Annotated in this window: 17 protein-coding genes; 11 read left to right on the top strand and 6 right to left on the bottom strand. The window is 48.6% G+C overall.

Going from position 1 to position 18,578, the window contains the following annotated elements; genetic code table 11:
- Positions 1-177 precede the first annotated feature (177 nt).
- The 4 genes from ltrA (V5G20_RS23735) to speD all read left to right on the top strand — a co-directional run bounded on the left by ltrA (V5G20_RS23735) (position 178) and on the right by speD (position 3,503).
- The gene (gene ltrA / locus V5G20_RS23735) at positions 178-1,443 is read left to right on the top strand and encodes a group II intron reverse transcriptase/maturase (RefSeq protein ID WP_024985202.1); all 1,266 of its coding nucleotides are present in this window, start codon (positions 178-180) and stop codon (positions 1,441-1,443) included.
- 176 nt (positions 1,444-1,619) lie between these two features.
- Positions 1,620-1,967 (top strand): PadR family transcriptional regulator, encoded by a 348-nt coding sequence (locus V5G20_RS23730; protein ID WP_024984255.1) that lies wholly within the window; start codon positions 1,620-1,622, stop codon positions 1,965-1,967.
- The gene (locus tag V5G20_RS23725; RefSeq protein ID WP_003389305.1) at positions 1,960-2,508 is read left to right on the top strand and encodes a DUF2812 domain-containing protein; all 549 of its coding nucleotides are present in this window, start codon (positions 1,960-1,962) and stop codon (positions 2,506-2,508) included. Before V5G20_RS23730 ends, V5G20_RS23725 begins: the two co-directional genes overlap by 8 nt.
- Before the next feature lie 176 nt (positions 2,509-2,684).
- Positions 2,685-3,503, top strand: a complete 819-nt coding sequence (gene speD, locus V5G20_RS23720) for an adenosylmethionine decarboxylase (protein ID WP_024984257.1) — start codon at positions 2,685-2,687, stop codon at positions 3,501-3,503.
- Between the two features lie 78 nt (positions 3,504-3,581).
- Here the strand turns inward: speD and V5G20_RS23715 are convergent, their stop codons facing one another.
- From V5G20_RS23715 to V5G20_RS23700, 4 genes are all read right to left on the bottom strand, one after another.
- On the bottom strand, positions 3,582-3,758 hold the full coding sequence (locus V5G20_RS23715; RefSeq protein ID WP_122957607.1) for an aspartyl-phosphate phosphatase Spo0E family protein: 177 nt from the start codon (positions 3,756-3,758) through the stop codon (positions 3,582-3,584).
- Positions 3,759-4,281: 523 nt separating this feature from the next.
- Positions 4,282-4,422 (bottom strand): hypothetical protein, encoded by a 141-nt coding sequence (locus V5G20_RS23710; protein ID WP_155807985.1) that lies wholly within the window; start codon positions 4,420-4,422, stop codon positions 4,282-4,284.
- A gap of 13 nt (positions 4,423-4,435) precedes the next feature.
- Entirely contained in the window at positions 4,436-5,728 is a 1,293-nt protein-coding gene (locus V5G20_RS23705) for a helix-turn-helix domain-containing protein (RefSeq protein ID WP_024984258.1), read from the bottom strand.
- A gap of 125 nt (positions 5,729-5,853) precedes the next feature.
- On the bottom strand, positions 5,854-6,054 hold the full coding sequence (locus V5G20_RS23700; protein ID WP_141334151.1) for a hypothetical protein: 201 nt from the start codon (positions 6,052-6,054) through the stop codon (positions 5,854-5,856).
- A 338-nt stretch (positions 6,055-6,392) separates the two neighbouring features.
- Between V5G20_RS23700 and V5G20_RS23695 the strand changes: the two genes are divergently transcribed.
- From V5G20_RS23695 to V5G20_RS23665, 7 genes are all read left to right on the top strand, one after another.
- A complete protein-coding gene (locus tag V5G20_RS23695; protein ID WP_003389301.1) occupies positions 6,393-7,172 on the top strand; it encodes an amino acid ABC transporter substrate-binding protein in 780 nt (259 codons plus the stop codon).
- 123 nt (positions 7,173-7,295) lie between these two features.
- Positions 7,296-7,955, top strand: coding sequence for an amino acid ABC transporter permease (locus V5G20_RS23690; protein WP_003389300.1), 660 nt, complete (start codon positions 7,296-7,298; stop codon positions 7,953-7,955).
- Positions 7,956-7,969: 14 nt separating this feature from the next.
- Entirely contained in the window at positions 7,970-8,716 is a 747-nt protein-coding gene (locus V5G20_RS23685; RefSeq protein ID WP_285843918.1) for an amino acid ABC transporter ATP-binding protein, read from the top strand.
- Between the two features lie 108 nt (positions 8,717-8,824).
- Positions 8,825-9,037 (top strand): hypothetical protein, encoded by a 213-nt coding sequence (locus V5G20_RS23680; RefSeq protein WP_003389297.1) that lies wholly within the window; start codon positions 8,825-8,827, stop codon positions 9,035-9,037.
- A gap of 182 nt (positions 9,038-9,219) precedes the next feature.
- Positions 9,220-11,919: an ATP-binding protein gene (locus V5G20_RS23675; protein WP_338462465.1), complete on the top strand. Its 2,700-nt coding sequence runs from the start codon at positions 9,220-9,222 to the stop codon at positions 11,917-11,919.
- Between the two features lie 54 nt (positions 11,920-11,973).
- The gene (locus V5G20_RS23670; RefSeq protein ID WP_003389295.1) at positions 11,974-12,783 is read left to right on the top strand and encodes a CheR family methyltransferase; all 810 of its coding nucleotides are present in this window, start codon (positions 11,974-11,976) and stop codon (positions 12,781-12,783) included.
- On the top strand, positions 12,725-14,731 hold the full coding sequence (locus V5G20_RS23665; RefSeq protein WP_338462463.1) for a PAS domain S-box protein: 2,007 nt from the start codon (positions 12,725-12,727) through the stop codon (positions 14,729-14,731). The genes V5G20_RS23670 and V5G20_RS23665 overlap by 59 nt, the downstream gene beginning before the upstream one ends.
- 238 nt (positions 14,732-14,969) lie before the next feature.
- Here V5G20_RS23665 and ltrA (V5G20_RS23660) read toward each other — a convergent pair whose 3' ends face one another.
- Entirely contained in the window at positions 14,970-16,268 is a 1,299-nt protein-coding gene (gene ltrA / locus V5G20_RS23660; protein WP_024985477.1) for a group II intron reverse transcriptase/maturase, read from the bottom strand.
- 564 nt (positions 16,269-16,832) lie between these two features.
- A complete protein-coding gene (locus tag V5G20_RS23655; RefSeq protein WP_024984262.1) occupies positions 16,833-18,350 on the bottom strand; it encodes a class I adenylate-forming enzyme family protein in 1,518 nt (505 codons plus the stop codon).
- Positions 18,351-18,578: the final 228 nt, after the last annotated feature.

Raw genomic sequence — 18,578 nt, 5'->3', positions numbered from 1 at the left:
GAAGGGCCGAACATCAAGTCAGCATGCGATCCATGTCTTTTGATACGGTACGTCGAAGCAGAATTCTGTCAAGGAACTACTTTTGAAGAGCAGGGGTGAAGCCCCGAGGGTACAAAAGAGGGCTGAGTATCGTACAGCAAGCACGGAGTCCGCATGTGCGAAGGAAGGAACATCATTATGGATTTGCTGGAAAAAGTCTTATCACGGGAAAACTTACGGATGGCACTCCAACGAGTGGAGGAAAACAAAGGTGTCGGTGGAGTCGATGGTGTTTCAACCGAACAACTACGCGATTATCTACGTGAACACTGGCAAGCCATCCGCGAGAAGATGGAAAGGGGAACCTATAGACCTTCACCTGTTCGCAGAGTCGAAATCCCGAAACCTGACGGTGGTGTAAGGTTATTAGGCATTCCCACCGTGGTAGACCGCTTTATTCAGCAGGCCATCCTCCAAGTGTTAACGCCGATCTTCGACCCCACCTTCTCGGAATCTAGCTATGGGTTCCGTCCAAAACGTAGCGCTCACATGGCAGTAAGGAAAGCGCAAGCGTATATCTCCGAAGGATATCGTTTCGTGGTGGACATCGATCTAGAGAAATTCTTTGATCGCGTAAATCATGATATTCTAATGAGCCGTGTGGCTCGAAAAGTTCAGGACAAGAGAATTTTAAGACTGATTCGTTCCTACTTGAATGCGGGGATCATGATAAATGGCGTCTGTACAACATCAAGTGAAGGAACACCGCAAGGTGGGCCGTTAAGCCCACTTTTGGCAAATATCCTACTTGATGATTTGGACAAGGAACTCGAAAAGAGAGGCCACCGTTTCTGCCGCTACGCAGACGATTGTAATATCTACGTGAAAACAAAACGGGCAGGGGAACGAGTAAAGAAGAGTATTCAAAACCACTTGGAGAAGGTACTAAGGCTAAAAGTAAATGAGGAGAAAAGCGCGATAGACCGACCATGGAAACGAAAATTCTTGGGCTTTAGTTTTACCTTTGCAAAACAGACAAGGATTCGCATCCACCCCAAATCCCTCCTCAAGCTAAAAGAGAAAATCCGCACGATCACGAATCCGGTGTGGAGCATCTCGATGGAGAAGCGGATTGAAAGAATAAATCAGTACCTCATGGGCTGGATTGGATATTTCGCCCTTGCAGACGCGAAGGGCATTCTACAATCCATTGAGGAATGGACAAGGCGCAGGCTCCGTCTTTGTTTGTGGATGCAGTGGAAACGCGTGAGAACCAGATATCGAGAACTTCGTTCTCTTGGCATATCTCACGTAAAAGCCATTGAAATTGCAAATACCCGCAAGGGTGCATGGCGTACCACAAAATCTCCGCATATACACAAAGCCCTCGGCATTGCCTACTGGCAACAACAAGGGCTGAAAAGCTTAGTGCAACGATATTCTCAAATTCGTCAAGCTTGGTGAACCGCCGTATACCGAACGGTACGTACGGTGGTGTGAGAGGACGGGGGTTAGTCGCCCCCTCCTACTCGATTGGCAAGGCGTCCATTGACAAAGAAAAAACGGTGGTTTACTATATCGTTAATGGATATATCCTGAATGGATGCATTGAAAATGGATATACGATAGGAGGTGCTTTCTTGTCCCGGAATAATACGTTTGCCACAGAGCAGCTTACCGACTCTGCTTACTATATCCTGTTGTCCCTGCTCACTCCCAGGCATGGTTACGGCATTATGAAATACGTGGAGGAGCTGACAGAGGGAGAGGTTACGATCGGACCGGCGACCCTGTATACGCTGATAAAAAAAATGCAGGAAGCAGGCTACATCGTTCTCGGCGAAGGCGAGGACGAACGGCGAAAAACCTACACTGCCACAGAAAAGGGAAGGACCATCATCGAAGGCGAGATCAACCGGCGTTCCAGGATGGTGGATCACGGGAAAGCAGCATGGAAATCAGCGACGGAGGGGATCAATCATGAATAGGACAGGCAAAACGCGCTACATGAGTTCGATGGGCCTCGCATTTGCCGAGGAAAAGGAAATGAAAAAGCTTGGCGAAATGGCTGAGCAGGGGTGGCTGCTTGAATCATTTGCCTTCTTGGGGTACAGGCTCCGGAAGGGTGAAGCGCAAAAACTGCAATACAGCCTGGACGTCCATGAACTCAAGCCGTCAGAACAGAACGAGTACTTTGAGATGTTCGAAGCGGGCGGCTGGTCCCACGTTTGCACGCAAGGGAAACTTCATATCTTTTCAGCGCCTCCCGGAACAGTGCCGATTTACTCGGATAAAAACACGATGTATGAAAAGTACAATCGGGTAATCGGTGTCTGGAGGATGCTCGCTGCGGTTTTCGTCATTTTCAGTATCGTTTTCCACCTGATCTACCGTCAGATTGTCGAAGCGCAGGGGATTACACTGTTGTCAAATGTGTTTCTCGTTCTGGCGACACTGTGCTTTGCTTTGGCTGTCCCTTCCCTGATGACATTTACGGCGTTTCTTGTCAGGCGCAGGAGATTCCGATAAAGCAGGCATTAAAGACACCAGACCGGTACGGTTTTTCTCCATACATGCTGATCGTGGTATTTTCATGGTAAGGCGGGGTATCCTACCAAATAATGTGTTTTTTCGGCAGACAGCAATGGCCACAATCTGGACGGAATATCAACCGCAGCCATCAGATCAGTCAAAGGAGCAAAAACATGAATCTGACACCTGAGCAGCGCGTTACTTTGCATGGCTTCAACAATCTCACCAAGTCGTTGAGCTTCAACATGTACGATATTTGCTATACAGAAACGAAAGAAGAGCGCGAAGCCTATCTGGCGTATATCGATGAGCAGTACAATGCCGACCGGCTAACGACGATTTTGAACAACGTAGCAGAGATTATCGGGGCCCACGTTTTGAATATCGCAAAACAGGATTATGTTCCCCAGGGAGCGAGTGTGACTTTTCTTGTATCGGAAGGCCCTGTCGTAGAAGTCCCTGAGGAGTCATTCGAGGAATCGCCGGGCCCCCTCCCTGAATCTGTCGTCATGTCGCTGGACAAGAGCCATATTACCGTTCATACGTACCCGGAGTACCACCCGGATGAGGGGATCAGCACATTTCGCGCCGATATTGACGTATCTACCTGTGGGGAAATCTCGCCGTTGAAGGCGCTCAACTATCTGATCCACTCGTTTGATACGGACATCATGACGATTGATTACCGCGTAAGAGGCTTTACGAGAGATATTTGCGGCCACAAGCTGTTTATTGATCACGACATCAGCTCGATCCAAAATTACATACCGGATGAAGTAAAAAGCTTGTACCACATGATCGACGTCAACGTGTACCAGGAGAATATTTTTCATACAAAATGCAAGCTGAAAAATTTTGACCTGAACAACTACCTGTTCGGACGGACAAAGGAGCAGTTGAGCGAGCGGCAACAGGAGGAAATAACCAATCGTTTGACAATCGAGATGGATGAGATTTTTTACGGAAAAAACATCCCGGCCAATGGAATATAAACTCATAAGTTAATCAGAAGAATGGATGAAAAACTCCCAGTCTGTTTTCAATCCGGTGATGGAGCAGGTTGGGAGTTTTCAGCGACGGCTGTACTTTTTCATGTTGCGTTGAGCCAGCACGATGTATTTGTCCAACTTCTGACTCAGTTCAATGACGGCTTCATCCTGAAGTCCCTTGTTTTTGACCAAATGAAGCAGTTGTTTTTTTAAGTCCTCAATGATTTTACTAATCTTTACTTCATCTGTTGTATCCATATCGTCACTCTTTACAGTTTTAGATTTGGAGGTTTTGCCTGTTTTCATCTCGCTAATTTGGTTAAACTTGCAACAAAATGAGACGTTTCTTTTCTGCGTGGCGAAATATGAGGAATGTCTCTTTCATTTTTTCATTGATACATCGAGCGGTCATAGGATCATCCCCTTTACAGAAATAAATGCATCTTCTTTGCCAGTATACAAGCCGTCGCACATTTATTTACAAAAATTGGAGATGGGTGATTGTTTACAATATTCGACGAGAATCTACAAGGGAGTAAATCAAAAAGGAACGCATTGACAAGCGTTCCGTAAAAAGATAGTTGAATGAATAACCTAGGTGCCGCCCAACAATCGGTACTACATTAGCATGAAGAGGGACAACAATTCTCGTCTACTTTCCCGGTTTCTACCCTATATATAAAAATAAAGTAAAACTCCCTCAGTTATTGGTACACCGAGGGAGTTTTACCTACATTCTACGGAACGTTCGACAATCGTTTCGTCTAAAAACTGTTTCGCATTAATAACCTGGGTCTGCTACATTTTTAACAATCGGTGCAGAATTGGCAGGAGGGGAAACGACAATTTTCCCCGCGGTGAACGAGCCTACCGTTACCATCAGGGCTAGAGATAAGAACATAGTCATCAGTGCTTTTTTCATTTCACTTTCCTCCCTACTTCCTAATTTTACCTGTAATACTATTATACACATTGCTTAGTTCCGTGACATATTGAATGTCAATAGATATGGAATTTTTCGAGAAAAAGGAGAAGATGTCATTTATGCATTTCATGATCTCCTCAAGCGCATGAATCTCTCCGTATGCTCGTAGGCTTTTGATGAAGCTTTCCATTCCTTCGGGAATCAATCCGGTTTGTACCTGGTAGGAGCCTTTTCTCTGGTAATATATCCCTAGTGACAAATGCTTGTAGGGTGTCTCTACTTTTCTTGGCAGTAGGTCCTTCTCTTTTTTTATTAACTCGGTGATTTTATCCAAGTTTCCGGTCTCTAAATAAATATCAAGCAACTCGTTCGCCATATGGATTCTGTTTTCTTGTGCCAGCTCCCACAAGTACGTTTTCAACATTGGGATCGCTTCGTCATACTCTTTCTTTCTTACCTTGGTAGCGGCACGATTGATCTTGGTCGAGTCGCTAACAAAGTCGTACTCAAATTTTTCAAATACATCCAGATGTTTTTCTACGGCATCAAATTGATCCAGGAAGTAGTAGGAGTTGATCATAGCCAGATAAGCTCTAGCTTTGAGCTCAGTATCATTCGTTTCCAGTGCAAGACCCGATTCGCATAATTTGATACATTGCTTGTATTTTTTGATTGCAAAGGCTTGGAGCGCCATTCTGAAGTAATAATTAATTTTTTGTTCTTTGGAAAGAAACTCAATATAATGTAATATCTCTTCTCCATCTTTATAGGATTCGTCCATGCGCTTCAGATCAAGGCGCTCGATCATATAGGTTTGCAGCAATCCCTTTGCAATAAATAGAGGGATTCCTCGTTCGCGAGAGTATCTCACAATCAATTTAAACAGCGCTAATTTCGAGTCAGTATCGGTAAGGGTATCAGCTAGATCGTACAGTTGCTCAATTGCAGTATTAGTATCTTCTAGAGGCGATTCGAGGAGTTTCAGAGCCACCTTTGAAATCAATGTCTGGTTCGAAAAACGAATGACCTCCAATAAAAGCTCACGTAGCACATCGACCCGCCGCTCTACTTCGATGTATTGCTCGACTATTTCCGGAAAGGGGATTCCCAGAACATTTGCAATGGGTTTGATCGTTCTGAGTTCAGGGCGTTTCGTGTCGCCCAATTCTATTTTTGAAATTACACCTTTGTGAACTCCGGATAGATTGGCAAGTTGTGTGATAGTCAGTTGTTCCCGTTCACGGTATCTCTTTATCATATCACCGATGGTCGTATAGTGAAGTACGCCTACACTGTCCCCCATGATACTTTCACCTTCCGATTATACCTTTTGATTTCCTGATTTTTCCCATTTATGAAAATAGCACATTTCTCATAATTTGTAAAATTTTATAAAGTTCTTTTATCCTATGCAAAGCCACAACTCCCTCAACGCTTGATCCACAATTTCGAAAAGTCTACCCAGCTGAACGACTCAATGGACAATCCTTTCAGTGCAGGGTGATAGCGTGCTTCTTTCTGCTTGTGAAAGCCGTACAGGAGCCAGTTTTCATCCCGGATCAGCTGCTCGATTCGGTCGATGATCCGTGCTCGCTCCGCTTCCTCAAGCAGCGCTTTGGCTTTTGCCAAGGAGGTTTCCGGGTAACGGGCCTGTTTGCTTTTTTCCGGCAAGAAGCTGTCGGCCGGTGCTGCATGGCGATAGTCGAACCACAATCACAAATAGCAAATGCATCTCCTCCCTTGTAAATCAATGGGGGAGTTTTTCCTTTAAGGAGTTCAATAAAGGTGAAAACAAAAGAAAACGTGAGAAATCACGAGAATGATAGAACTAAAACAGCAAAAAGAAGATATTTTAGTATATTATCGAATTAGCAATTTACCGTAATAAAGTATACACTCTTAAACGTGAAGCACTTAAAAATGTTTATAACTACTAAACACGGTCCATTATTCAGGGGGTATACAAGATGAAGAAAATAGGAGCACTGTGGCTGGCGTGCGGGATCATCCTCTCGCTGATCACCGGATGTTCCGGCGCCAATTCCGCCAATGGGGACGACAAGACGTTGGTGATCGGGATTGACGACAAGTTTGCGCCGATGGGTTTCCGCGATGAGAAAAACGAGATTGTCGGCTTTGATATTGATTACGCGCGGGCGGCAGCAGAAAAGATGGGCTACAAGGCGACCTTCCAGCCGATTGATTGGAATGCGAAGGAATCGGAGCTGAACAGCGGACGCATTGATCTGATCTGGAATGGATATACAATTACGGACGAGCGAAAACAAAAGGTGCTGTTCACCAAGCCTTATCTGAAAAATGCGCAGGTGGTAGCGGTTCTGGCGAAATCCGATATCAGCAGGCTGGACGACCTGACAGGGAAAAAGGTCGGCCTGCAGGCCCAGTCTTCTGCCGCCGATGCGCTGAATGCAAGCGCGATTAAGGACAAGCTGAACAGCGTCACGGAATTCAAAGACAATGTACTGGCGCTGAGCGATTTGAAGATCGGCCGCGTCGATGCGGTCGTCATCGACGAAGTGGTGGCGCGCTATTACATGTCCAAGGAAAAAGACACCTTCAAACTGCTGGATGAAAGCCTGGCGCCTGAAGAGTACGGAGTCGGCGTGAAAAAAGGAAACGAACAGCTGCTGGAGCAGCTTCAAAAAGCGCTCGATGCCATGAACCAGGACGGTACGGCGGCAAAGATTTCCGAGAAGTGGTTTGGCGAGGACAAGGTTTTAAAATAATAGGGAAACCGGATTGTTTTTCAAATCCGGTTTTGCCATTTGTACGAACGGAAGATTTCGCGCAGTCATGTTTCTTGAAGGGAAAAAGAAGGCGGGCTGCGTATCGCAAGGAGCCAATCAAAGATGAACATCGATTATCTAATCAATATTACGGTGCCGATGCTGGAAGGGGCACAGATGACGGTTTTGCTGTTCTTCATCGCGATCATCGCGTCTTTGCCGCTCGGCTTTGTACTGACGCTCATGGCAAACAGCAAGAGCAAGCCGCTTGCCTGGTTTGCCCACACGTATATATACGTGGTCAGAGGAACGCCGCTGCTGTTGCAACTGCTGTTCATCTGCTTCGGGCTGCCGATCATTCCCGTCATCGGCGACTACCTCGTCATGGATCGCTTCGTCGCCGCTTGTCTCGGCTTCATCCTGAACTACGCGGCCTATTTTGCCGAGATTTTCAGAGGCGGGCTGCTGGCGATTGACAAGGGGCAGTATGAGGCTGCCCAGGTGCTCGGCTTGAACAGATGGCAAACCACTACCAAGATTATTGTTCCGCAGATGGTTCGCGTCGCACTGCCGGCGATCGCCAACGAGTCGATTACGCTGGTCAAGGATACGGCGCTTTTGTATGCCGTGGCTGTGCCCGAGCTGCTCTATTTCGCGCAGACCGCCGTCAACCGCGACTTTACCATCGCTCCCTTTTTCATAGCCGGCATTATCTATTTGCTCATGGCTTTCGTATTGACACTGTTTTTCAAATCGCTGGAGCGACGGTTCAAATTTGAGTAAGGGACTGGAGACGAATGGGGATCATCGAAGTAACCAATTTGAAAAAATCATTCGGTACGCTGGATGTGCTGAAGGATGTTACCTTTGAGGTCGGCAAAGGCGAGGTCGTCGCTGTGATCGGTCCGTCCGGCTCGGGCAAGAGCACCATGCTCAGAAGCCTTGTGAACCTGGAGCAGGTGAACGGCGGGAGCATCGCTGTGGAAGGCGAGTACCTCGTAAAGGACGGCGTTTATGCAAATCCTCAGGGGATCAAGCGCATCACATCGAAAATGGGGATGGTATTTCAGCACTTTCACCTCTTTCCCCATCTGACGGTACAGGAGAATCTCGAGCTGGCTCCCCGGCTTGTGAGGGGAGAGCCGGCAGAAGAGAGTCGCCGCAAAAGGGATGAGCTCCTGCGGAAGGTAGGCCTGACCGACAAGAAAGAGGCGTATCCGGCCAAGCTGTCAGGCGGCCAAAAGCAGCGGGTGGCGATCGCCCGGGCGCTGATGATGAATCCGGCCATCATGTTGTTTGATGAGCCGACTTCCGCCCTCGATCCCGAGCTGACAGGCGAGGTGCTGCAGGTGATCAAGCAGTTGGCCGAGGAACGTATGACGATGGTCGTGGTCACGCACGAAATGGGCTTTGCCAAAGAGGTGGCGGACAAAATCGTCTTCATGGACAACGGCGAGATCGTCGAATCGGGCTCGCCGGACGAGCTGTTCCACAATGCCAAACACGAGCGGACAAAATCGTTCCTGCACCGGTCATTAAAGTAGCGGCTATTGTAAAATCCGCTCAATCTCAGGGCAACATGGCTGGAAATTTTACCCCGGAGATGGTAAAATTTCAGACATATGGCACAAGAACCTTGAGGTGAAAAGTAGATGGAGCAAAACGACAAATCGAGCGTTGCCGGAGCAGGAGAAGAAGTGAAAAAGGTAAGTCTGGCCGAAGCCGCAAAGCGCATGCTGGAGCAGAAGAAGCAAGCGCAGCAAGGTGCGAAAGGCCAACAGAAGCATCAAGCGGCGGGCAATCAAATGATGAAGAGCCAGCAAACAAAGAAAATCAGCAATCAGCGCAGAAAAATGGGCGTATAAGGAACAAAATAAAGTTTGACAAGGTCAGTTGGGAAACCAACTGGCTTTTTTATGCACAATTTCGGATTGCGAAACAAAAAAACGAGAAGAATTGAAAGGACTGGAAGGATTCACTAATGTGATAGAGAAGAATAGAAAATTGTCAAAACCTTTACACATTTCGAGGAAGAGAGGAACCTTCCATGAAATATAAAACGAAGCTGCTGATTGGCTTTGGCTTCTTGCTAGTGCTCATGCTGGTGCTTTTGGGCACCATTTCCAATGCGCTGACACACCTGACTCAAAACATCAATGAGATAGTCGATGACAGGTACATGAAGCTGAAAGCAGCCAATAATATGCAAAATCATGTCAACAACATGAGCAGACTGGTAGCCGGGATCGTCATCGATGAAACGCCGCAGAGCATTAATAAAGACAAGCGGGCTTTGGAAGAATCGATTAGCAAAGCGTCCGCCGCATTCGATGTCCTCACGCAAAAAACGGAACATGACCGTACAAAGGTATTGCTGAGCCAAATTGCTTCCGAATATCAAATCTATACGCAATTGTCCAGAAGGATCAGCGAGCTGGCAGAAGCCGGACAGAAAACAGAGGCGATCGCCCTGATCAACGCTGATATGAAAGGTCAGAAGGACGAGCTATTCCATATGATCGACAACGTAAAGGCCCTGCAGGAATCGCTCCTGGACGACGCTTACGACCGCTCCATGGAACAGTACGAGTTTATCAAAAAGCTATCCTTTTACCTGATGATCTTCGGACTGCTGTCGGGGAGCGCTGTAACGGCCTGGGTCATACGAGGGATCAGCAAAAATCTGACGGGAATCACTTCCATTATTTCGTCAGTCGGGTACAGGTCAACGGACAAGTTCCCGCGCATTCCCGTCACGAGTCGGGATGAGATCGGAGACATAGCCAGAGCTTTTAATGAAATGGCCCAGACGCTGGAAGAGCATGCCGAGCAGGAAAAAGAATTCACGTTGGCCATGCAGGAGCACAGCTGGCTGAAGACACAGCTCGCCGATATCACAGCCACCTATCAAGGCGTGCACGACATCAATAAGCTGGCGGAGCTGTTGATTCGGAAGATTACCCCCTTGGTCGGAGCGAGTTACGGCGTATTTTACATCAGGGAAGGACAGTCCGATCATTGGCGTTTTGTAAAGGCGGGCACTTTCGCGAGGGATTCACAAGAAATCGGGAGCCTTGCTTTTGAGGAAGGCGAAGGGCTGGTAGGGCAGTGCGCAGTGGAGAATAAGGTCATCCAGATCTCCAAGCTGCCGGAGCATTACGTGAAGATTTCATCCGGACTGGGCAGCTCGGCCCCCAGTTCGCTCATCCTGGTGCCGGTCTCACACGAAGGACAAGTGCTGGCTGTTCTCGAGCTCGCTTCGTTTCTCCCGTTTACGGAGCTGCAAAGAAATCTGCTGGAGGAAGTCGCCGGTACGATGGGAACCGCCATCAACAGTATTTTTGTTCACATGCAGGTCCGCAAGCTGCTGAAGGAGTCACAGACGTTGACAGAAGAGTTGCAAAGCCAGTCCGAGGAGCTGCAGCTGCAGCAGGAAGAGCTGCGCAGCATCAACGAAAAGCTGGAGGAACAGTACAAAAATTCCGAGTTGAAAGCCAGAGAGCTGGAGAAGGTGAAGGAAGAGCTGGAGAAGCAGGCCGAGCAGGTACAAAAGGCATCACGGTACAAGTCCGAATTCCTCGCCAACATGTCCCATGAGCTGCGAACGCCTTTAAACAGCCTGCTGATCCTGTCGCAAATCCTGTCCGAGAACAAGGAGAAAAACTTGACAGACAAGCAGGTGGAATATGCCACCACCATTTTTACCTCAGGGAAAAACCTGCTTACCTTGATCAACGAAATTCTGGACCTGACCAAGGTCGAATCGGGAAAAATGGAGATCAACAGAGGCGAGGTGTCGATCAAGTCGATTGCCATTTATGCCGAACGCGGTTTTCGGCCGCTCGCCATTCAAAAAGGACTCGGGTTTTCCGTAGAGATTGCTGACGATGTGCCAGACAAACTATGGGCCGATGAGCAGCGCCTGCAGCAAATCATCACCAACCTGCTGTCCAATGCGTTTAAATTTACGTCTCAAGGCGAGATTCGCCTCAAGCTATTACGGGAGGAAATCGACTACATTGCGTACGTCTCCATCGCGGTACAAGACACGGGAATCGGCATACCTGCGGAAAAACAGGAAATTATTTTTGAAGCGTTTCAACAAGCTGACGGTACCACCAGCCGCAAGTATGGAGGGACGGGGTTGGGACTTTCGATCAGCCGGGAGATGGCCAAGCTGTTGGGCGGCTTCATCCAGGTGGAGAGCGTCGAAGGGATGGGAAGCACGTTTACCCTGTATCTGCCGATTGAGGAGCAAATCAGTACCGGCTCCGACCCCTATTCCCTGCCGCCAGTCGCGGCGGGGATGACCGCGGCGGAGGATCAGCCGCCTGTCAGTGTTGATGGCGAAGGGCTGATCGGGAAAAAGGCACTGGTGGTCGACGATGACATGCGAAATATATTTGCGTTGACCGCCGCTTTGGAAGAGCGCAAAATGACGGTCATCTATGCGGAAAATGGAAGGGAAGGCATCCAGGCTCTGGAGGACAATCCCGACGTCGACATCGTGCTGATGGATATCATGATGCCGGAAATGGACGGGTATGAAGCTATCGAAGCGATCCGCAGAATGCCTTCGATGGAGAAGCTCCCGATCATCGCCCTGACAGCCAAGGCGATGAAGCACGACAGGGAAAGATGCATCGAAGCAGGGGCTTCCGACTACATCAGCAAGCCAGTTGAAATGGAACAGCTGATCTCGCTTATGCGAGTATGGCTGTACAGTCCAATGGAAGGAAAGGAGTGAGTATCCATTCTTGGCGAAAGTCATCCGGATCTGAAACCAGACGAATTTGAAGAATTGGAGAAGATCGAGATCAACCTGCTGCTGGAGGGAATATACCGTCAGTATGGATACGATTTCCGAAATTACAACTACTCATCGATCCGGCGCCGGATTTGGCACCGGATACGGATCGAACAAGTCCCCACGATCTCAGCCCTGCAAGAAAAGGTGCTGCATGACCCGAAGATGATGGATAAGCTGTTATCGGACTTTTCGATTAACGTCACGGAGATGTTTCGCGATCCGCTCTTTTTTCTCGCATTTCGGCAAAAAATTGTGCCTGAGCTGCGGAGACTTCCGTTTATTCGAATATGGCATGCTGGCTGCTCTACCGGACAAGAGGTTTTTTCGATGGCCATTCTGCTGCATGAAGAAGGACTGTTGCCGAAAACGAGGCTGTATGGAACCGACATCAATGAAAAGGTGCTGCAAAAAGCGAAAAAAGGCATCTTTCCGATACAAAAAATGCAGCAGTACACAAAAAACTATATGCGTGCCGGGGGGAAGCGGGCTTTTTCCGAATACTACAACGTGATCAATGGTTCCGTCCAGTTTAAGCCCTTTTTGATGGATAACATGGTATTTGCCCAGCACAATTTGGTTACGGACCGTTCCTTCAATGAGTTCCACGTCATTATTTGCCGCAATGTCATGATCTATTTCAATGAGACTCTTCAGAACCACGTTCACAAGTTATTTTATGAAAGCCTTTGCGCCAATGGTTTTCTCGGTCTTGGGGATAAGGAAGGAGTTGTATTTACAACCCATGCGAACTGCTACGAGGAAGTTTTCGGAACGGAAAAGCTTTATCGCAAATTGCCATGACCCTTTTGCAAGCATGCTTGTCAAGCAAAGTGAGGGAGCGGGGGAGCCGGAAGACAAGGTGAATATCCTGCTCGTGGATGATCGGAGAGAGAACTTGCTGTCGCTGGAGGCCGTGCTTGATTCTCCCAGGTATCATCTCATCTCTGTCCAGTCCGGAGAAGAGGCGCTTCGCTGGGTACTGAAGGAGGACTTTGCCTGCATCCTTCTCGATGTGCAGATGCCGGGGATAAACGGCTTTGAGACAGCGAAGCTGATCAAGCAGCGGGAGCTGTCGAGGCATATTCCCATCTTGTTCATCACGGCGATCAGCAAGGCGACCGAGCACGTCGTCCAAGGATACGAAGCAGGAGCGATTGACTACATTTTCAAGCCGTTTCACCCGGACACTTTGCGCATGAAGGTAGAAGGATTTATCCAATTGTACCGGAAGCAGAAGCAGATCGAGTACCAGCGGGAAATGCTCCGCATTCGCACGCTGGAGCTGCAGGAAGCGAACAAGAGCCACCAGCACACCATGCTGGAGCTGCAAAAAAGCGAAGCGCTTTCCCGGACGATCGTCGAAACGTCTGCCGACACCATTCTTACCTTTGATCAGGAGAGGATTGTTTTATCTGCAAACCCGATCATCGAGAGCATGTTTGGCTATCGGGTGGAGGAGGTTGTCGGAAAGCCGATCGGCCTTTTGCTATCCGCTCTCGGAGGGGCCGATGAGATTCCGGTAGACAATATCGTGGAAACTGTTGCCGGCAGGAAGGATAAAAGTGTCTTTCCGGTTGATGTGCAGATCAGGAAGGCGACGATTCAGCAGAAGCACGTCTACGTTTGTTCGATTCGGGATATTACGGAGAGAAAGCAGCTGGAGATTGAGCGGAAACAGCATTACCAGCACCTGGAGGCACTGGTGAGCGAACGGACACAGGAACTGGTGCTCTCGCAGGAGCTGTTTCAGAAGATTTTCCAGTCGAGCCCCTGTCTGATCGCGATCCGGTCATGCGAGGACCGCAGATATATCGATGTCAACAAGAGCTGGCTGGCTTACACCGGCTATGATTATCAGGAAGTAAAGAATGTCTCTGAAGACCGGCTCGTTTTGGCGGGGGACTTGCGCAAACGGGAGCGGGCCATCGATCTGGAGGACGCGATCCGAAACGAAAAAATTACGTACATGACAAGAACGGGTGACATCCGGGAAGGATTGTTGTCTACCGAGACGATCAAAATTCAGGGTGAACGGTGCATCCTTAGCGTGGTCACCGATATTACCGAGAGAGTCTATTTGGAAAAAGAGATCGCTCGCCTGGATCGCTTGCATCTGATCGGCGAGATGGCAGCCGGGATTGCCCACGAGATCCGCAATCCGATGACGACTGTCCGGGGATTTTTGCAGTTGGAAAAAGGAAATCAGGAGAAAGGGTCGCTCCAATACGTCGATATTATGATTACCGAGCTGGATCGTGCCAATACGATCATTACCGAATTTCTTACTCTCGCCAAAAACAAGACAAGCGATCTGAAAAAGCAGCATTTGTTCCATACGATTGAACCGCTGCTGCCGCTCGTTCAGGCGGAAGCGGCTCTGAGCGGAAAAAACATGCAGACGATGCTGGAGGATTGTCCCGAGCTTTATTTGGATGGCAAAGAAATTCGCCAGCTTTTCCTCAATCTGGCATTGAACGGGCTCGAAGCGATGGAGCGTGGCGGCACCTTGACCATCAAGACATATGTGCAGGGCAGAGAAGCTGTTTTGGAAGTCGCGGATCAAGGACCTGGAATCCCGGAAGACCTTTTGGACAAAATCTGGACTCCGTTCTTTACGACAAAGGCGGAAGGCACCGGCTTGGGGCTGGCTGTTTGCTACAGCATCGCAAACCGGCATCAGGCGCGAATTGATGTGGAGACAAGCAAAGAAGGCAGTACGTTTTATGTCCATTTTCCGATACCTGATTAATATACAGGCAAGGCCGGAAGAGACCGCTCCATTTGGCCCGACTGCCGCCATGGAGCGCTGCAATGCGGGCCGGGAGAGGCACACGTCCAATATGGTTTGCTTGTAGAGTAGAGAACTGAAACTTTCGGGCGACCGTATGGTCGCCTTGCTCATTTCAGCTCCCCCTCATCAAACCGTACGTGAGGTTTTCCCTCATACGGCTTTCCGATGTTCTTCTTTCTTTGGCATTCGGCTTACTTTATCCGGCTAATTTCAATAAACTACCCTGCGTGTTTTGTATGACCTTCAGCTTTCCGGCATGTTTATTCCGCTTGCTTCTTTTCTTGTTGCAGAAGATTGTAAGGCGTTCAATCACATACCAGTCTATCCGTCTTGCCCATCGTTTGGCGATGGGCGAGATGAAGTAGTAGTTCTTGAACCCCCTTAGCTTGCGATTTAGCCCTTTCACTAGCTCTTCTAGAGACAGAAACAGTTTGTTCCTTGGTGCAGTGTATTCCTTAATTTTACGTCTCATTTCCTTCATTGCTTTCTTAGCTGGTACATGAGACATAGCAAATACCTTGCTCCCCCCTTTGTTGAACACGGGGAATTTGCGATGGTGCAGCCCAAGAAAGTCAAACCCAGTGGAATTGTCCCAAATATTAACGAGTCTAGATTTCTCTTTACTGAGACTAAGCTCCAGCTTGTTTAGAATAGCCATCAGCACTTGAATGCTTTCCAATGCTTCTTGTTTGGTTCTGCACATGATAACGAAGTCATCCGCATAGCGGATAAGTGTGCCAAGATGGGAGAATTGATTTTCCCAAATGGTGTCCATGTAGTTTAGATAGATGTTTGAAAGAAGAGGCGAGATTACCCCTCCTTGCGGAGTTCCCAGTTCTGTTTCATGGAATTGATCATTTTCCATGACCCCAGCCTGCAGCCATTGTCGGATAAGTTTCAGAACACGTCTGTCGCTGATTCTCATTTCGACCAGTTTCATCAACTTCTCATGGTTGATGTTGTCGAAATACCCTTTAATGTCAACATCTACGACCCAATAACACCTCTTGCTTGCTTTGCGTATCTGTGCAATTGCCTGGTGAGCATTTCTTCCTGGCCGAAAGCCATAAGAACAGTCCCGAAAATCAGCTTCAAAGATCGGTTCAATGACTAGCTTAGTAGCCATTTGGACCACCCGATCCTTGATCGTCGGGATGCCGAGTGGACGTTTCTTGCCATCCGGTTTAGGGATGTAAGTTCGACGAACCGGATGTGGACGATACCGCTTTTCTTTTAAATCTAGATAGATCTCGTTAAGAAAACGGCTCTCCCCATACTCCTCCACAATCTGTGCGATGGATTGTCCGTCGATTCCTCCGCTCCCTTTATTTGCTTTTACTCTCCTCCAAGCTGTCGCTAGAATATCCGGGCGGTAGATTTTGTCATACAAGGCATGAAATCGCCGTTTTGAGTTTGCCTTGGCACAAAGATATAGGGTTGTCCAAAGTTGTCGAGCTTTTACATCGGTGTAGTTAGCAAGTTTACTTGCATTCACTCACTCTTACCTCCTTCGACCCGTGAACAAAGCAGGGCTCCTTCCCTCCATAAGGTTGTGTTGTCCTTATGTTCATCGGTACTATGAACCCCTCCGACTCCCTCTCTGCCATCCACCACTTCCCTTACGGTTATAGGTTTCCGTTTTACGCTCCTGACGGGGCGTGCAGAGTAGGGTCTCCCCAGTTCCGTTAACTACTTTCTCAACATACCGCTCCCCATACCCCGAGGGATTCATAGGTGCTGTATTCCAAGTTCTCCACACCGTCCTTGGCCTTCGCCCATATGAAACAAGCTCGGCTTCCCTTTGTCCACCTCTCGGTGGTCTTTCTTAACGAGGCTGCAGGATTCACTTTATGTTACGGCCTGCTGATTTGCTCGCACTCTTTCGAGTTACTTTGTCACAGGGCTTCAACCTTAGGATTTCTCCACCAGTTGCCTGTCAGCTACGAGGTGACTTGGCTCCTGCCTCGGTTGGACTTTCACCAACTAGCAATTAACGGCTTGCTGGGCACGCGCCATAGTGAAAAACCGTCCCACTCTAAAGTCTGGGACGGTTTTTTCGTCAGGTGGAACGTACTGGCATTTCGGACAGGGCTTGCTCTCGCAACACATGCTTCATGACTTTTCCCAGTCCGTTTTTAGGGAGGTCAGCGACAAACACCACCTCGGGGATTTTGTATTCCGCCAGCTTTTCCTTGCAAGCGCGAACGATGTCCGACTCCGTCAGCGGACTGTTTCCGCTTTTGATTACGTACGCCCGGGGCGCCTCGCCCATCGTCTCATGCGGGACTCCGATGACGGCCACTTCCATCACGCCCTCGATCTGGTGAATCACTTCTTCGATTTCAGCCGGGTATACATTGTCTCCCCCGTAGAGAATCATCTCCTTGTACCGTCCGGAGATGTACAAAAACCCGTTTTCGTCGAGTCTGCCGGCATCGCCCATACGTACCCAGCCGTCGATTAAAACCTTTTGTGTAGCTTCCGGATTGTTGAGATAGCCCTTGAAAATATAGGGGCTTTTCACCATCAGTTCTCCTGTTTGTCCCGGTGGCAGCTCTTCGCCTGTGTCGGGATGGACGATCTTCAGCTGGACGCCGGGAAAGAGCTTGCCCACGGATTCTGCCGTATCCAGCCCCATTTGCAAATTCCAGTGACTGACGAAGGATGCCTCCGTGCTTCCGTATCCTTGCCCCATCGGGATCCCCAGTTCGGCATAGCTCCGGATGAGCGAGGCAGGAACACGCGTGCCTCCCGATGCCACGTGGACAAGAGAGGAGAGGTCCCACGTATTTTGCCTGATCTCCTCCAGCAGATAGGTGTATACGGAAGGAAAGGCAAACATCGCGTTGATCTTTTCCTTTTCGATTGTCTTCAGGATCGAAACCGGAGCGTCGTCGTCGAGAAACACCATCGTATTTCCCAGGTAGACGTTGAACAGGATCATGGACGTACTGCTCATGTGAAAGAGCGGATGAACGGCCAGAAAGCGGAAGCCGGAACGCAGATCGGGATCAATGCACCGCAAATAAGCGTCGTAGCATCCGTGGGAAATCATGCAGCCCTTGGAAATCCCGGTCGTTCCCGAGGTGAACAGAATCAAAGCGAGATCTTCATCCGAAACGGGAACGGCAGGGGGCTCGGGAGGAGGAGAATTTTCAAAAATAGAAGCGAAAGCATCGGTCAGCTCGCCGCCTGCCTCGACAGCGATCGCAAACTCGATCATTCCTTTGACATGAGACAGAGAATGGGCAAATTCCTCGTCGTAAAATAAAACCTTGGGAGCTCCTGTCTGAATGATTCCTTCCATTTCGTAGGCGGTAAGTCGCCAGTTGATCGGCATCGCCACCGCTCCTGCCTGCAAGACGGCGAACAGAATCGTCGGGAAGGGGTGATTGTTTTTGCACAGGATTCCGACACGGTCTCCTTTTTGCACTCCAATCGATTGCAAATACATCGAAAGCTGGTTTACACGCTCAAAAAAAGCTTGATAAGTAAAACGTTTGTCGCCGGAAACGACTGCCTCCGCATCAGGCGTTCGCTCGGCACGATCGCGCAAATAAACGTGCAGGCCCCCCATTACGTAAACCTCCTGGCAGGAAAAATAGTGTGAGACTCTCTCCCCCAAGTATTTGCTTGAGTCAGCCTCGTTATAAATTCTTTCTATTTTATGATGGAATAACTTTATTAGAATGCGCATTGACGCCGAAAAATGGCGCATGTATAGTTACAATCATAATTCCTATATAACCTATATGAATTTATGGTTATAATTGCGACAGCTTCCAAGCGAAGACTCCTTTTTCGC

Source organism: Brevibacillus borstelensis (genome assembly GCF_036700025.1).
Taxonomy (GTDB): domain Bacteria; phylum Bacillota; class Bacilli; order Brevibacillales; family Brevibacillaceae; genus Brevibacillus; species Brevibacillus borstelensis.
Note: the sequence above shows the minus strand (reverse complement) of the source record. Positions and strands in the feature narration are given on the sequence as shown.

Bases quoted from the DNA above. Each gene is read 5' to 3' on its own strand.
- V5G20_RS23695 (WP_003389301.1), top strand. From the start codon at position 6,393: ATGAAGAAAATAGGAGCACTGTGGCTGGCGTGCGGGATCATCCTCTCG.
- V5G20_RS23705 (WP_024984258.1), bottom strand. From the start codon at position 5,728: ATGGGGGACAGTGTAGGCGTACTTCACTATACGACCATCGGTGATATG.
- V5G20_RS23715 (WP_122957607.1), bottom strand. From the start codon at position 3,758: ATGGATACAACAGATGAAGTAAAGATTAGTAAAATCATTGAGGACTTA.
- V5G20_RS23685 (WP_285843918.1), top strand. From the start codon at position 7,970: ATGGGGATCATCGAAGTAACCAATTTGAAAAAATCATTCGGTACGCTG.
- ltrA (WP_024985202.1), top strand. From the start codon at position 178: ATGGATTTGCTGGAAAAAGTCTTATCACGGGAAAACTTACGGATGGCA.
- V5G20_RS23655 (WP_024984262.1), bottom strand. From the start codon at position 18,350: ATGGGGGGCCTGCACGTTTATTTGCGCGATCGTGCCGAGCGAACGCCT.
- V5G20_RS23725 (WP_003389305.1), top strand. From the start codon at position 1,960: ATGAATAGGACAGGCAAAACGCGCTACATGAGTTCGATGGGCCTCGCA.
- V5G20_RS23710 (WP_155807985.1), bottom strand. From the start codon at position 4,422: ATGAAAAAAGCACTGATGACTATGTTCTTATCTCTAGCCCTGATGGTA.
- V5G20_RS23665 (WP_338462463.1), top strand. From the start codon at position 12,725: ATGCGAACTGCTACGAGGAAGTTTTCGGAACGGAAAAGCTTTATCGCA.
- V5G20_RS23675 (WP_338462465.1), top strand. From the start codon at position 9,220: ATGAAATATAAAACGAAGCTGCTGATTGGCTTTGGCTTCTTGCTAGTG.
- V5G20_RS23680 (WP_003389297.1), top strand. From the start codon at position 8,825: ATGGAGCAAAACGACAAATCGAGCGTTGCCGGAGCAGGAGAAGAAGTG.
- speD (WP_024984257.1), top strand. From the start codon at position 2,685: ATGAATCTGACACCTGAGCAGCGCGTTACTTTGCATGGCTTCAACAAT.
- V5G20_RS23690 (WP_003389300.1), top strand. From the start codon at position 7,296: ATGAACATCGATTATCTAATCAATATTACGGTGCCGATGCTGGAAGGG.